Annotated in this window: 11 protein-coding genes and 1 pseudogene; 3 read left to right on the forward strand and 9 right to left on the reverse strand. The window is 71.8% G+C overall.

Annotated features, from left to right (window positions below; translation table 11 throughout):
• The 3 genes and pseudogenes from AB0J08_RS31610 to AB0J08_RS31620 all read right to left on the reverse strand — a co-directional run.
• Positions 1 to 453: pseudogene (locus tag AB0J08_RS31610) on the reverse strand (hypothetical protein); the annotation flags it as partial.
• 102 nt (positions 454 to 555) lie between these two features.
• Positions 556 to 1,365 carry a TauD/TfdA family dioxygenase gene (locus AB0J08_RS31615; RefSeq protein ID WP_360641283.1) on the reverse strand — a complete coding sequence of 270 codons (810 nt, stop codon included), beginning with the start codon at positions 1,363 to 1,365 and terminating at the stop codon, positions 556 to 558.
• 33 nt (positions 1,366 to 1,398) lie between these two features.
• On the reverse strand, positions 1,399 to 2,406 hold the full coding sequence (locus AB0J08_RS31620) for an isocyanide synthase family protein (protein WP_360641284.1): 1,008 nt from the start codon (positions 2,404 to 2,406) through the stop codon (positions 1,399 to 1,401).
• 411 nt (positions 2,407 to 2,817) lie between these two features.
• On the opposite strand from AB0J08_RS31620, the gene AB0J08_RS31625 reads away from it, so the two are divergent.
• Positions 2,818 to 3,864: a LysR family transcriptional regulator gene (locus AB0J08_RS31625; protein ID WP_360641285.1), complete on the forward strand. Its 1,047-nt coding sequence runs from the start codon at positions 2,818 to 2,820 to the stop codon at positions 3,862 to 3,864.
• 217 nt (positions 3,865 to 4,081) lie between these two features.
• Here AB0J08_RS31625 and AB0J08_RS31630 read toward each other — a convergent pair whose 3' ends face one another.
• A complete protein-coding gene (locus AB0J08_RS31630) occupies positions 4,082 to 5,437 on the reverse strand; it encodes a class I SAM-dependent RNA methyltransferase (protein WP_360641293.1) in 1,356 nt (451 codons plus the stop codon).
• A 329-nt stretch (positions 5,438 to 5,766) separates the two neighbouring features.
• Complete coding sequence (locus AB0J08_RS31635; protein ID WP_360641286.1) at positions 5,767 to 7,836, reverse strand: APC family permease; 2,070 nt, start codon at positions 7,834 to 7,836, stop codon at positions 5,767 to 5,769.
• Positions 7,837 to 8,065: 229 nt separating this feature from the next.
• Between AB0J08_RS31635 and AB0J08_RS31640 the strand changes: the two genes are divergently transcribed.
• Complete coding sequence (locus tag AB0J08_RS31640; RefSeq protein ID WP_360641287.1) at positions 8,066 to 8,734, forward strand: TrkA family potassium uptake protein; 669 nt, start codon at positions 8,066 to 8,068, stop codon at positions 8,732 to 8,734.
• Positions 8,734 to 9,405: a TrkA family potassium uptake protein gene (locus AB0J08_RS31645; RefSeq protein WP_360641288.1), complete on the forward strand. Its 672-nt coding sequence runs from the start codon at positions 8,734 to 8,736 to the stop codon at positions 9,403 to 9,405. The genes AB0J08_RS31640 and AB0J08_RS31645 overlap by 1 nt, the downstream gene beginning before the upstream one ends.
• Before the next feature lie 96 nt (positions 9,406 to 9,501).
• Here AB0J08_RS31645 and AB0J08_RS31650 read toward each other — a convergent pair whose 3' ends face one another.
• The 4 genes from AB0J08_RS31650 to AB0J08_RS31665 all read right to left on the reverse strand — a co-directional run bounded on the left by AB0J08_RS31650 (position 9,502) and on the right by AB0J08_RS31665 (position 14,103).
• A complete protein-coding gene (locus AB0J08_RS31650) occupies positions 9,502 to 10,281 on the reverse strand; it encodes a DUF3159 domain-containing protein (protein WP_360641289.1) in 780 nt (259 codons plus the stop codon).
• A 2-nt stretch (positions 10,282 to 10,283) separates the two neighbouring features.
• Positions 10,284 to 10,691 (reverse strand): OB-fold nucleic acid binding domain-containing protein, encoded by a 408-nt coding sequence (locus tag AB0J08_RS31655; protein WP_360641290.1) that lies wholly within the window; start codon positions 10,689 to 10,691, stop codon positions 10,284 to 10,286.
• A gap of 74 nt (positions 10,692 to 10,765) precedes the next feature.
• Positions 10,766 to 11,446: a response regulator gene (locus AB0J08_RS31660; protein WP_360641291.1), complete on the reverse strand. Its 681-nt coding sequence runs from the start codon at positions 11,444 to 11,446 to the stop codon at positions 10,766 to 10,768.
• A gap of 38 nt (positions 11,447 to 11,484) precedes the next feature.
• On the reverse strand, positions 11,485 to 14,103 hold the full coding sequence (locus AB0J08_RS31665; protein WP_360641292.1) for a sensor histidine kinase KdpD: 2,619 nt from the start codon (positions 14,101 to 14,103) through the stop codon (positions 11,485 to 11,487).
• Between the last annotated feature and the right edge of the window lie 347 nt (positions 14,104 to 14,450).

Below are 14,450 nucleotides of genomic sequence, written 5' to 3' on the forward strand. Positions count from 1 at the left end.
GCCCGCGCCCCCCCCGCCCCCCCCCGGCCCCCCAGCCCCCCTGGGGGGGGGCCCCCCGGCCAGCCGTTCCAGCCCGGTCCGGTCGGCCACCCGCAGCCGGACCGGGTTCCCGCCACGCCGCCGGTACTCCTCCAGCAGCGTGGCGAGATACATCCGGAAGTCGACCGAGCTGGCCGGCTTCGGGAGCCGGCCGCGGAAGGAGAGCCCGTCCGGGCCTTCCAGGTTCAGGTGCATCCACGCGTTGTCGTACGCCGCCGAGGACCATTCGGTGACGCCGAGCGCGGATTCCCGTTCCCGGGTGGAGTCGAATCGAGTGACAAAGTTCAACGGCGGCCCGCTGCGGATGTCGTCGGGCTCCTGGGCCGTGTACAGCGTGGCGTCGATGCCGAACTGCCGCAGCCTCAGCGCCAGATGAAGACCGGATATCCCGGTTCCCACAATGCCAATACTCATGTTCTCGCTCCACCTGTGCCGGAAATGGTGGCCTCCGGGCGTTGACGGGTGATGACGGGAGTCGTCGGAGTCGTCGGGAGTGTCGGAGCCGACCGCAGCGGGTCAGATGACCTCGACCCGCTGCAGATGGCGGGAGGTCGGCCCGTTGAAGGCGTTGCGCCCGTGCACCAGCGCGATGTTGTCGGCGATCACGATGTCGCCCCGGCGCCAGTCGTGGGCGTAGCAGTAGGCGGGGCGGTGCAGCCGTTCCGCCATCGAGGCGACGAACTCCTCGGCCTTCGCGCCGTCGATGCCGTCGACCCGGACGGACACCGGGTTCTTGTACACCGCGGGGTCCAGCGGCTCGGCGAAGCGCAGCACGGGCACACCGGTGCCGGGGTGCCGGGCCACGAGCTTCTCGGTGACCTCGCCGCCGTAGTGCACCATCTTCTCGGTGGTGTAGGTGACGCTGATCCGCGCCCAGAGGTCGCGCAGCTCGGGGTCGGCGTCCCGGTAGACGGCGGTGGTGTCGGAGAAGACGGTCTCCCCGCCGGCCCCCGGGGTCGCGTCCAGGCACTGGAAGAAGAAGTACCGCGGATCGGCCTCGACGAAGGCGCCGTCCCAGTGGAACGGCACGTCGCCGCTGGCGAACAGGTAGTTCCGGGGATTGTCCTCGACCACCAGGTCGATGACCTCGCCCGGCTCCCACTTCAGGACTTCGCCCCACTTCCGGCAGTAGTCGGCGAATTCCTGCTTTCCGAGGAGCGAGAATCCGCGGAGCACCAGGACCCGCGATTCCTCGGTCCAGCGGGCCAGCGTGTCCACCGGAATGTCGGCGATCCGGGCGTTTCCGCCGGGGGCTTCGACCACGCGGCCGAACGGGCGGAGCGGAATGTGGCGCAGATCCGCGGCCGAGGGCATGGGAGTCGTCATGGCGCGTTGTCCTCCTTTCTGGGGATGGCGGCCCTAGGGGCGGGCGGCGAGATGCGGGGCGACGAAATGGCTGGGTCGGCCGTCCCGCCAGACGACGGAGGCCTGGAGGTTTTCCGCGTCCCACCGCTTCACCAGGTAGCGGCTGACGCCGTCGTCGAGCACCACGCCGTGCCACGGGGTCAGCCAGCCGTCCTTGGTCGGCATGAGCTGGAGCCCGAACTTCTCGGAGTGCGGGGGCTGCGGGTGTATCGACAGGCGTATCGCGTCGGGGAATTTCTCGGCGACCAGCCGGCTCCACGCGTTGCTCCGGAGAATGGTCTGGTAGGCGGCGTCCTTGGAGTTCTTCCGGAGCTGGTTCCGGGTCGTCTCGCCGCCCTGGCGCGCCACCGCGTCCTCGAACATGAAGCGGTGTATTCCGTTGAACAGCGCGCGCGTGTTCCGGTCGGTGCGGACGTTCTCCTTGAGTTCTTCCAGCGTCGCGGAGTAGTTCTCCTCCAGAACGCGCCGCATCTTCGGGTAGTCGAGGCTGCCGAACGCGTCGTCCAGGCCGAAGAGGTCCAGCGCCGACCAGTGCGAGGTGCCGATCATGTCCGCGAGGACCTGCCGGTAGGCGGTCACCGCCCCGTCGCTCACCCCGACCACGTCGCCGAAGACGTGGCCGTCCGAGCAGATCGTGACCCGGGCGCCCGGCCCGTAGAAGTGCCGCACGTAGTCGCAGAGCGACTGCAGGAAGCCGACCGCCAGCTGCTCGCCGAGGTCCGGCAGCGCGCCGAGCACCTTGCCCTGGTTCGGGGACTTCGCCGGAAAGGCCGGCACCACGAAATGGATGGGCTCATCGCGTGCGGTGAAGCGCTCCATCCTGGCCCGGTGGACTTCGGAGCACGCCTCGCACCGCGCATTTCCCGAAGTCGCCGTGCCGTCCGCCCCGCCGGCCGGTTCGACCGCCAGCGCCTCGTCGATCCGCTGGTACCGGTAGAGCAGTTCGAGTACTCGCTCCGATGCCGTCCGGGCGGACGGCTCCCCCGTGGTGTCGTGGTTCAACACTCCTCCAGACAACATGCCCGTCGGGGCGCGAAGCCGGAGTCGTGCGATCCGCACGTGGCGGACTCGGGCGGAATTCCTGATTGCACACTCATTTCACCGCTCCTGAATTCGTGTCCGCGCCGGGCGGCACGGAACCGCTTCTGGGATGGTGCCCGGTGGCTCGCAACGGACCGTCAGGATCAGTCGTGCCCAGTGGACGTCCGGCCGCCGACGGCCGTTCTCGCCGAAACGACGGCCGCGCCTCCGCGTCCGCGGGTGGATCGGGGCAGGCCGAAAGAATCGGTCGGCCGGTTTTCGGCCACCCCGGCCACGCCGTACCGGATTCTCCCGCGATCTCACTGAGGCAACGTCAGCTTCCCCCGCTGGCAAGGCTCCGCGCAATCATCTATCGATTAGCATGCTTGATGGATGGCGGAGCCAGCTCCGGGGCGATGGGAGGCAACGGCGATGGTCGGCGTGGACGACCCGGCGGTTCACCAACTGCGATCTCTGCTGACGCTGGCCGAGGAGCTGCATTTCGGCCGCGCCGCCGCACGGCTCTACCTGACCCAGCCCGCCCTCAGTCAGCAGATCCGCACCCTCGAACGTCGGCTGGGGGTGCAGCTGTTCACCCGGACGAGCAGGAAAGTGACGTTGACGCCCCTTGGGCACGCCCTGCTTCCACTCGTCCGGAACGTGGTGGACGCGGCGGACGAACTGCGAGACGCCGCACGCCACTCGCCCGGCGACGGCGACGGCGACGGGCTGACCCTGCGGCTGGGGTTGACCGACTGCGCCGCCGCCCTGGCCGCCACCCGCCGCGTGATCGCCGCGCTCACCACGCTGCACCCCGGCCTGGAAGTGGACTTCCACGTCCTGGACCTGGTCGAGCAGACCACCGCCCTCGCGATCGGGAAGATCGACGCCGCGTTCGTCTACCTGCCCGCACCCGAGGGCTTCCACGCCGAGCCCCTCACCACCGAGTCGCGGGTGGTCTGCGTGGCCGCCTCCGACCCGCTGGCCCGGCGGCCGGCGCTGCGGCTCGCGGACCTCGCCGACCGGCCGATGGTCGGCCTCGCGCCGGAGGTGTCCCCCTCCGAACGGAACTTCTGGGCGGTGGACCCGCGGCCCGACGGCAGCAGGGTCCGCTACAGCGGGCACCAGATCACCCGGGTGGAGTCCCTGCTCTCCGCGGTCTCCTTCGACGGGGCGATCGCCTTCCTGCCGGCCGTCGCGGCCGAGCTCTTCCCCCGCCCGGACGTCCGCTACCGGCCGGTGGAGGGGCTGGTGCCCTGCGACTTCGGCGTGGTCTGGCCCGCGGAGGACCACGAGAAGCCCGGCATCGCCGTCCTCCGGGCCATCTGCTGCCACCTGCGCGGCCAGGGCCTGCCCGCCGGGACGATGCCGACCCCGGCCGCGCCGGAGGCCGAGCGCGGCACCGGGGTGGCCGGCACCGTGGGCGCGCCCTCCGGCTGAAGCCGGCCCGACGGTGGTGCCCGAGCGGCCACTCGTACCGGGCCGTTCGGGCCGACCACCCCGGCTCGGAAGGCCGTTCGGGCCGGCCACCCCGGCTCGGAGGGCCTTCGGGCCGGACGGCCCGGCCCGGCCGTGCACACCGGACCGGCCCGCAGACGCCGGCAGGCGGCACCCGGAGCGCCCGGATGCCGCCTGCGCGTACTGCGAAGAGCCTCGGCTACTCCCCGATCGGCTCCAGGATCGCCACGCACTCGAAGTGGTGGGTCATCGGGAACAGGTCGAAGGCCCGCAGCGAGACCGGCCGGTAGCCGCCCTCGCGGAAGTACGCGAGGTCCCGGGCGAGCGCGGCCGGGTCACAGGCGACGTAGGCGATCCGGCGGGCCGAGAGCCCGGCCAGGTGCGCGACGGTCTCCCGCCCGGCGCCCGCGCGCGGCGGGTCCAGGACGATCAGGTCGGTGGCGGTGATACCGGTGCGCGGCAGCAGCGTCTCCACCTTGTCGCACTCGATCCGGACGTTGTCCAGCACCGCCAGGTTGTGCCGGGCGTCGACCACGGCCTGCTTGGAGGACTCGATGCCGAGCACCGCGCCGTCCTCGCCGACCCGGTCGGCCAGCGCGCCCGCGAACAGCCCCACGCCGCAGTACAGGTCGAGCGCGTTCTCGCCCCACTGCGGGTCCAGGCCGTCCAGCACGGCGTCGACCAGGGTGTCCGGCGCCTCCGGGTGGATCTGCCAGAAGCCGCCGTTGCTGACCCGCCAGGTCCGGCCGGCCGCGCGCTCACGGACGAAGGACCGGCCGTGCACCTTGTGGATGTTGTCGTGCTCGTCGATCCGGGCGATCGACACCGGCTTGTCGAGCTCGACCAGCGGCAGCTGGGCGCCGGGCCGCGGGGTCAGCACGACCTGGCGGTCCGAGGAGCCGGCGGCGGCGATCACCTCGACGGTGGCCACGCCCGGCCAGTCGCGGGCCTCGATGCCGAGCTCCGTGACGCCCTCGGCGGCGATCAGGCAGCGGTCGATCGGCTGGAGGTCGTGCGAGCGGTGCTTGCGCAGCCCGACCTTGCCGCTCTCCGGGTCCACCGCGTACTGCACCCGGGTGCGCCAGGCCGGCACCTCGCCGGCCGGCAGCTTGCCGCCGACCGGCTCGACGCTGCCGTCCCAGCCGGCCTCGGCCGGGGTGAGGCCCGCCAGCTTGGCCAACTGCTCGGTGAGCACCTGCACCTTGAGCTTGCGCTGCCCGCCCGGGGTGACGTGCTGCCAGTCGCAGCCGCCGCACTTGCCCGGCCCGGAGAACGGGCAGGGCGGGGTGATCCGGTCCTTGGCGGGTTCCAGGATCTCCACCGCGTCGGCACGCAGGAAGCGCGACTTCGTGGTGCCCTCGGTGACCTGGGCGATCACCTTCTCGCCGGGCAGCGCGTGCCGGACGAACAGCACCCGGCCCTCGTGGCGGGCGACGCAGTGGCCGCCGCCGTGCGCGACCGCGCCGACCTCGACCTCGTAGCGCTCGCCGACCAGCGGGTCGCCGCCGGGCCCCTTGGGGGCGGCCTCGGCACGCGGCGCGCGAGGAGTGCGCAGCACCTTCGGCGGGCGGACGGCCTGCTTGCGCGGGCGGGCCCCCTCCTTGGGCTTCTCCTTGGGCTTCTCCTTGGGCTTGTCCTTGCGGGCCTGCGCCGGGGCGGGGCGCTCGGCGGCGGCGGGCTCCGGGGCCTGCTCGCTCGGCGCGAGCGGGGCGGTCTGCGCGGTGAAGCCGTCGCGGTCGGTGGCGGCCGGGCGCACGGGCTTGCCCCAGCGCGGCCGGGCGACCTGCCCGGGCTTGCCGGCGCCGCCCTTGCGGGCGCCCTTCGAGGACGAGCCCTTCGACGAGGAGCCCGAGGAGCCGTTGGAGCGGGGCGGGGTGTTGCGGGTCACTGGGAGGAGTCCTTGCTGCTGTCAGCGGTGTCGTCGGGCTGTGCGGAGACCTTCGACTTTACGGCCTTCGGCGCCCGCGGCTCACCACGGCGGACGGCACCCGGCGCCGACCAGGCCTTCTGCGGCTTGCGCCGCTCGGAGGACTCCAGCTGCCAGGGCACCGAGGTGACCATCACCCCGGGCTTGAACAGCAGGCGCCCCTTGAGCCGCAGCGCGCTCTGGTTGTGCAGCAGGTGCTCGTACCAGTGGCCGACCACGTACTCGGGGATGTAGACCGACACCACGTCGCGCGGGCTGCTGCGGCGCAGGTTCTTCACGTAGTCCAGCACCGGCCCGGTGACCTCGCGGAACGGCGAGTCGAGCACCTTGAGCGGCACCTCGATGCCGCGCTCGTCCCACTCCGCACGCAGCGCCGCGGTGTCCGCCGGGTCGACGTTGACGGTGACGGCCTCCAGCGTGTGGGCGCGGGCCAGCCGCGCGTACGCCAGGGCGCGCAGCGCCGGCTTGTGCAGCTTGGAGACCAGCACGATGGCGTGCACCCGGGTGGGCAGCACCACGTCGTCCGGCTCCTCGGCGGCGACCAGCTCCTCGGAGATCCGGTCGTAGTGCCGGCGGATCGCCTTCATCATCACGAACAGCACGACCATCGCGGCGATCGCGATCCAGGCGTGGCTGATCTTGGTGGCGAGGACGACGATCAGCACGGCCATGGTCATCACCAGGCCGAAGGTGTTGATCGCCCGGCTGCGCTGCATGTGGCGGCGCTTGGCCGGGTCGGTCTCGGTGCGCAGGTGCCTGGTCCAGTGCCGGATCATGCCGGACTGGCTCATGTTGAAGGAGACGAAGACGCCGACGATGTACAGCTGGATGAGCCGGGTCGGGTCGGCGTCGAAGGCGATGATGAACAGGATCGCCGCCAGCGCCAGCAGGATGATGCCGTTGGAGAAGGCCAGCCGGTCCCCGCGGGTGTGCAGCTGACGCGGCAGGTAGCGGTCCTGGGCCAGGATCGAGCCGAGTACCGGGAAGCCGTTGAAGGCGGTGTTGGCGGCCAGCACGAGGATCAGGCCGGTGACGGCGGCCACGAAGTAGAAGCCGGGCGTGAAGTTCGAGAAGACGGCCTCGCTGATCTGGGCCAGCGCGGTCTTCTGGTGGTAACCGCTGCCCGCGCCGACCAGCTGCTCGGCGGGGTCCTCGGCCATCTGGACACCGGTGAGGCGGGCCAGCCAGATGATGCCCATGAACATCACGACGGCGATCGACGCCATCATCAGCAGCGTGGTCGCCGCGTTCTTGCTCTTGGGCTTGCGGAAGGCCGGCACACCGTTGGAGATCGCCTCGACGCCGGTCAGCGCGGCGCAGCCCGAGGAGAACGCCTTGAGCAGCAGGAACACCATCGCGAAGCCGGCCAGCGACTCGTTGCCGGGCGTCGCCTCCAGGTGGAACCCGGAGCTCTCGGCGGGCATCTCCTGGCCCAGGCCGAAGTGCCGGACCACGCCGTACACCACCATGCCGATCACGCCGACCATGAAGGCGTACGTCGGGACGGCGAAGGCGCTGCCGGACTCGCGGACGCCGCGCAGGTTGATGCCCATCAGCACGATGACCACGACGACCGAGAGGGTCAGCTCGTGGCCGCGCAGCGAGGGCACCGCGGACACCACGTTGGCCACCCCGGAGGTGGTGGAGACCGCGACGGTGAGGATGTAGTCGACCATCAGCGCGCTCGCGACCACCAGGCCGGAGTTCGGGCCGTGGTTCACGGTGGCGACCTCGTAGTCGCCACCGCCGCTCGGGTACGCGTGCACGTTCTGCCGGTACGAGGCCACCACGGCGAGCATCACGACGGCGACGACGACGCCGATCTGCCACGAGAAGTGAATGGCCGAGGCACCCGCCAGGGAGAGCGTCAGCAGGATCTCTTCGGGCGCGTACGCGACCGAGGAGAGCGCGTCCGAGGCGAAGACGGGCAGCGCGATGCGCTTGGGGAGCAGCGTTTCCCCGAGCTTGTCGCTGCGCAGCGCACGCCCGATCAGGATGCGTTTCGGAAGGTCAGTCGGCATAGGCACGTTAAGGAATCGTAGGGGCTCTTAGCCCGGTGGGCCGACTTGCGGCCCCCCCTTCGTCGCGACTGTGTTCGGTGGACCGGCTAGCGTGTCGGATACGAGCAGGCGGGCAACACTCAGGTTGTCGCGCCGAGCACCACGAGGACGCTCACCCCGGACGGCGGGGCGGGAAAGGAAGATGAACGGTGTTTGCGCAGGTCAAGAACCCAACGGGACGGGTGAGGTAGCACCGGTGCACATCGTCATCATGGGCTGCGGCCGCGTGGGCTCCGCCCTCGCCAGAGCACTTGAGAAACAAGGCCACTCGGTCGCCGTCGTCGACCAGGACCCGACGGCCTTCCGCCGCCTCGGCGCCGGCTTCAACGGCCGCCGGGTCACGGGTGTCGGCTTCGACCAGGACACCCTGAAGGAGGCGGGCATCGAGGAGGCCGGCGCGTTCGCCGCCGTCTCCAGCGGTGACAACTCCAACATCATCGCGGCCCGCGTCGCCCGGGAGAACTTCGGCGTCGAGAACGTCGCGGCCCGGATCTACGACCCCCGGCGTGCCGAGGTCTACCAGCGCCTGGGCATTCCGACCGTGGCCACCGTCCGCTGGACGGCCGACCAGATGCTGCGCCGGCTGCTGCCGAGCGGCTCCGAGCCGCTCTGGCAGGATCCGAGCGGCACCGTGCAGCTGGCCGAGGTCGCCTACGACCCGCACTGGGTCGGCCACCGGATCAGCGCGCTGGAGGAGGCCTCCGGCACCCGGGTGGCGTTCGTCACCCGCCTCGGCGAGGGCGTCCTGCCCACGCCCGCGATGGTGGTGCAGGAGGGCGACCTGGTGCACGTCATGGCACGCCGGGCCGACCTGGCCGCGGTCGAGGCCGCGTTCGCCCAGGGGCCGAAGGAGGAGGGTCACTGATGCGGGTCGCCATTGCCGGGGCCGGTGCCGTCGGCCGCTCGATCGCGAGCGAGCTGCTGGAGAACGGCCACGAGGTCCTGCTGATCGACAAGAACCCGAACTCCATCTCGGTGGAGCGGGTGCCCATGGCGGAGTGGCTGCTGGCCGACGCCTGCGAGATCACCTCGCTGGACGAGGCCGCGCTGCAGCGCTGTCACGTGGTGATCGCCGCCACCGGTGACGACAAGGTCAACCTGGTCGTCTCGCTGCTCGCGAAGACCGAGTACGGCGTGCCGCGGGTGGTCGCCCGGGTGAACAACCCCAAGAACGAGTGGCTCTTCAACGAGTCCTGGGGCGTGGACGTCGCCGTCTCCACCCCGCGCCTGATGTCCGCCCTGGTCGAGGAGGCGGTCAGCGTCGGCGACCTGGTCCGGCTGATGCGCTTCAGCCAGGGCAACGCCAACCTGGTCGAGCTGACCCTGGCGGGCGACACCGAGCTGGTCGGCACCCGGGTCGGCGACGTCGCCTGGCCGCCGGACACCGCGCTGGTGACCATCATCCGCGAGGGCCGGGTCCTCACCCCGGGCAAGGACGACACCCTGGAGGGCGGCGACGAGCTGCTCTTCGTGGCCGCCCAGGAGCGCGAGGAGGAGCTGGAGAACCTGCTCTCCGCCACCTCCGGCGCCCAGTAGCGGCCGGCGCCGTCGGCAGACGCGAGCGGGGCCCGCACTCGGTCGAGTGCGGGCCCCGCTGTCGTGTGCGGGCTCCGCGGCGGTACGCGGCTGCCGCTACCTGTCCCCCGGAGGTGCCTCGGCGGGCTCCTCGGCCGGCTCGTCGTCCAGTTGCGCCTTGATGGGCGGCGGCGCCTTCAGCAGGATCTGCCAGGTGACGTACATCGCCAGCAGCATCGGCGGGATGCCCAGGGCGACCTTCAGCCAGCCGAGCAGGTTGACGTTGTGGGTGAAGTACAGCGGGAAGAGGATCACCGGCTTGATGCCCATGATCACCACCCAGGCCCAGGTGGCCTTGGTGTAGGCCGCGAGGCGCCCGGGGTTCTCCTTGCGCCAGGTGAACATCTCCCCGGTGATCGGGCCGAGCATCAGGCCGATCATCGGCCAGCGGACCAGCGCCGAGACGGCCAGGCCGATGCAGTAGCCGACGTTCCACAGCAGACCGGGCAGGTAGAAGTTCTCCGCCTTGCCGGTCTTCATCGAGATCCAGGCACCGATGGCGACCCCGAAGACGCCGCTGAAGGCGTGCTGGACGGTCTCCCGCCGGGCCAGGCGCGCCACCACGAACAGGCCGCTCAGGCCGAGCGCGGCCCAGGCGGCCGCCGGGACCTGGTGGGTGATGTTGTACGTGACGATGAAGACCAGGCCGGGCAGCGTCATGTCGATCATGCCGCGGACACCGCCGAACGCCTTCATCACGGTGTCGGCGGCCTCGCGGGACGCCGCCTCGCGGGCGGCGACCTCACGGGACGCGGCCTCACGGGCCGCCTGCTCGCCGGGGGCGATCTCGACCACGCCGAACTGGGTGGCGGGCTCGCCGCCGGGCTGGTTGCTCACGCTCATTCGCTCCCGTGTCCGACCGGACGCAGTTCGTAGCGGGGGTTGAACAGCACGCGGCGCCCGCGTGCGTGGCCGATCCGGCCGCTGGCCACCAGTCGGCGGCCCGGCTCTATGCCCGCGATCGAGCGACGGCCGAGCCAGACCACGTCCAGCGCCTCGGTGCCGTCGAAGAGCTCGGCCTCCAGCGCGGGCACACCGGCCCGCGGGCGGAGGGTCACCGTGCGCAGGGTGCCCGCGACGGTGACCAGTTCACGGTCCCCGCAGCGGGCGATCGGAGTGCAGCCCGACTCCGCCGCGCTCTCCTGGCGCAACTCCTCCGCCTGCAGCTCCTCCGCGGAGGAGGTCAGCCGGTTGAGCATGCGGCGGAAGCGGCCCTGCGGCTGGTCGCTGCTGATGTCACCACTCATGTCGGAAGGGTACCGGTTTTGAGGGCCGCTGCGGCAGGCCGTGGAGCCGCCCGGGGGCCGGACCGCCCCGCAGCTCAGCTCTCGAAGCGGTAGCCCATGCCCGGCTCGGTGATGAAGTGGCGCGGGTGCGAAGGATCGCGCTCCAGCTTGCGGCGCAACTGGGCGAGGTAGACCCGCAGGTAGTTGGTCTCGGTGCGGTAGGCCGGACCCCAGACCTCCTGGAGCAGCTGGGTCTGGCTGACCAGTCGGCCGGCGTTGCGGACCAGCACCTCCAGCAGGTGCCACTCGGTGGGAGTCAGACGGATGTCGGTGCCGTCCCGGTTGACCTTCTTCGCCGCGAGGTCGACGGTGAAGCTGTCGGTGACCACCAGCGAGTCGTCCTCACCGGCCACCGGCTCGGCCCGGCGGACGGCGGCGCGCATCCGGGCGAGCAGCTCGTCCATCCCGAAGGGCTTGGTGACGTAGTCGTCGGCGCCCGCGTCGAGCGCCTCGACCTTCTCGTCGGAGGCGTGCCGGGCCGAGAGCACGATGATCGGCACCCTGGTCCAGCCGCGCAGGCCCTTGATCACCTCGACGCCGTCCATGTCGGGCAGACCGAGGTCGAGGACCACCACGTCGGGGTGGCGGGAGGCGGCCAGCTCCAGGGCGCTCGCGCCGTCGTGGGCCGCGTCGACCTCGTACTTTCGGGCCTTGAGGTTGATCACCAGCGCGCGGACGATCTGTGGTTCGTCGTCCACGACGAGGACCCGGGTCATGCGGGCTCCGCCTTTCACAGCTGTCGGAAGAGTGGTGGTCATACGGCGGACGGGCGGTCCGTCGGCCCGGGTGGCAGGCCGCCGGCGGGTGCGGCCGTCACGGCGGGCTCGGCCGGCTCCGGCGGGCGGTCGACGGCGGGCAGGGTGACGACCATGGTGAGGCCGCCACCCGGGGTGTCCTCTGCCGTGACGGTGCCGTCCATCGCTTCGACGAAGCCGCGCGCCACCGCGAGCCCGAGGCCCACCCCGGCCCCGCGCGGGGCGTCGCCGTACCGCTGGAACGGCGCGAAGATCCGTTCCTTGGCCTCCTCGGGCACTCCCGGCCCCCGGTCGACTATCCGCAGCTCGACCCGGCCCCGGCCGCCGCTCGGGTGCAGCGCGTCGGCCTTGACCAGCACCTTCACACCGTCCGGGCTGTACTTGACGGCGTTCTCGACCAGGTTGGCCAGCGAGCGCTCCAGCAGTCCGCCGTCGGCCCGGATCATCGGCAGCGTCTCGGGGACGTCCAGCCGGACGGCCTCCGCCGGCACGCCGCCGAGGGCGAACGGCACCACCTCGTCCAGGTCGGTCTCCTGGATCAGCGGCGTGACGGTGCCGGTCTGGAGCCGGCTCATGTCGAGCAGGTTGTTGATCAGGTGGTCGAGCCGGTCGGCCCCGGCCTCGATCCCGGCCAGCAGCTCCGCCTCGTCCGCCTCGTCCCACTCGACGTCCGCCGAACGGAGCGAGGTCACCGAGGCCTTGATGCCCGCCAGCGGGGTCCGCAGGTCGTGCGAGACGGCGGCCAGCAATGCCGTCCGGATCCGGTTGCCCTCGGCCTCCCGGCGGGCGGCCGCGGCCTCCCCCGCCAGCCGGCGACGCTCCAGCACCACGGCGGCCTGGGCGGCGAAGGCGCCGAGCAGCCGGCGGTCCTCGGCGGGCAGTACCCGGCCGCGCAGCACCAGCGCCAGGGCGTCGCCGACCGGGACGTCGACGTCGGCGGTCTCCGGCCGGAGCGGCGGGCGCGGGCCGGCGGCCGCGACCGACTGCCACGGTCCGAGCGGGTCGGGCCGCTCCAGCAACGCGGCGGCGTCCTGCTGGAACGTCTCCCGGACCTGCTCCAGCAGCGCGGTCAGGACGCCGTCCCCGCTCGGCACGCCCCGCAGCACCGTGCCGGCCAGCGCGCTGAGCGTCTGGGCCTCGGTCTGGCTGCGGGCCGCCTGATGGGTGCGCCGGGCGGCGAGGTCGACCACGGAGGCGACCGCGATGCCGACGGCGGTGAAGATCGCCACCGCGATGATGTTCTGCGGCTCGTCGATGGTGAAGGTGTGGACCGGCGGCGCGAAGTAGTAGTTCAGCGCCGAGGATCCGACCAGCGCCGAGGCGATCGCCGGGAAGAGCCCGCCGACCAGCGCCGCGCAGACCGTCAGCGACAGGAACAGCAGCATGTCGGTGGAGAGCCCGAGGCCCTCGACGTGGGTGAGCAACAGTGCCAGCAGCGGCGGGCCGCCCAGACCGATCAGCCAGCCCGCGAGCGTCCGCGACCGGCCGAGGTCGGTGACCCGGCGGATCGGGACCCGGCCCAGGCCCTTGGCGGCCTGCTCGTGCGTGACGATGTGCACATCGATGTCGCCGGACGCCCGGGTCACGGTGGTGCCCACACCCGGGCCGTAGACGTACTGCCAGGCGGGACGGCGGCTGGTGCCCAGCACGATCTGGGTGGCGTTCACGCCGCGGGCGAAGTCCAGCAGCCCGGCGGCGGGGTCGTCGCCGAGGACGGTGTGGAAGCTGCCTCCCAGGCTCTCCACCAGCGCCCGCTGCTCGATCAGTGCCTGGGAGGAGCCCGATCCCGAGCCGGCCAGGCCGTCCGAGCGGGAGATGTGGACGGCCAGCAGCTCGCCGCCGGAGCCCCGGGCGGCGATCCGGGCAGCCCGGCGGATCAGGGTCGCCCCCTCGGGCCCGCCGGTCAGCCCGACCACGATCCGCTCCCGGGCCTGCCAGGTGCCCTCGATGCCCTGCTCGGCCCGGTACTTCTGGAGGTACTCGTCGACCCGGTCGGCCGTCCAGAGCAGCGCCAGCTCGCGCAGCGCGGTCAGGTTCCCGGGGCGGAAGTAGTTGGCGAGCGCCGCGTCGACCTTCTCCGGCGCGTACACGTTGCCGTGGGCCAGGCGGCGGCGCAGGGCCTGCGGCGACATGTCGACCAGTTCGAGCTGGTCGGCCCGCCGCACCACCTCGTCCGGCACGGTTTCCCGCTGCCGGACCCCGGTGATGCCCTCGACCACGTCGCCCAGCGACTCCAGGTGCTGGATGTTCACGGCCGAGATGACGTCGATGCCGGCCGCCAGCAGCTGCTCGACGTCCTGCCAGCGCTTCGCGGTGCGGGAGCCGGGCACGTTGGTGTGCGCCAGCTCGTCCACCAGCACCACCTGAGGGCGGCGTGCCAGGACGGCGTCCAGGTCCATCTCGGTGAACACGGCGCCCCGGTGGACCAGCTCACGACGCGGGAGGACCTCCAGGCCGGCGACCAGCTCCGCGGTGTGCCGCCGCCCGTGGTCCTCGACGAACCCGACGACCACGTCCGTGCCGCGCTCCTGCCGCCGATGTGCCTCGGAGAGCATGGCGTACGTCTTGCCGACCCCGGGCGCCGCCCCGAGGTAGATCCGCAGCCTGCCGCGTCCCATGTGCACCATTCTTGATCCGGCCCGTCCGGGGGACCACCCCGGACACCTGTTCCCCTCACCTTGGAGACTACGGCGTAGCCCGTGATTCTCCACCGATCAGGGCGCTGATCAGGCAGTTTTAGCGGCATATTGACGGTTGAGGCGAGGCTTGGAGGGGTGCTGCGGGTGCCCTTCGGGCCACCGGTGGCATCGACCGGACGGGCACCCCCGGTCGCCCTGCTTCCGGAAATGCGTCGCGCTCGTCCCGGAAATGCAAAGAACCCCCACCCGGAATCGGGTGGGGGTTCTCTGTGAATGATTGTTCGGCGGCGTCCTACTCTCCCACAGGGTCCCCCCTGCAGTACCAT

Source organism: Kitasatospora sp. NPDC050463, assembly GCF_040655255.1.
Classification (GTDB): domain Bacteria; phylum Actinomycetota; class Actinomycetes; order Streptomycetales; family Streptomycetaceae; genus Kitasatospora.

What these genes read in the sequence shown, in the direction of transcription:
- AB0J08_RS31615 (WP_360641283.1), bottom strand. Translation starts at nt 1,365, where the DNA reads ATGACGACTCCCATGCCCTCGGCCGCGGATCTGCGCCACATTCCGCTC.
- AB0J08_RS31625 (WP_360641285.1), top strand. Translation starts at nt 2,818, where the DNA reads ATGGCGGAGCCAGCTCCGGGGCGATGGGAGGCAACGGCGATGGTCGGC.
- AB0J08_RS31645 (WP_360641288.1), top strand. Translation starts at nt 8,734, where the DNA reads ATGCGGGTCGCCATTGCCGGGGCCGGTGCCGTCGGCCGCTCGATCGCG.
- AB0J08_RS31655 (WP_360641290.1), bottom strand. Translation starts at nt 10,691, where the DNA reads ATGAGTGGTGACATCAGCAGCGACCAGCCGCAGGGCCGCTTCCGCCGC.
- AB0J08_RS31660 (WP_360641291.1), bottom strand. Translation starts at nt 11,446, where the DNA reads ATGACCCGGGTCCTCGTCGTGGACGACGAACCACAGATCGTCCGCGCG.
- AB0J08_RS31665 (WP_360641292.1), bottom strand. Translation starts at nt 14,103, where the DNA reads ATGGGACGCGGCAGGCTGCGGATCTACCTCGGGGCGGCGCCCGGGGTC.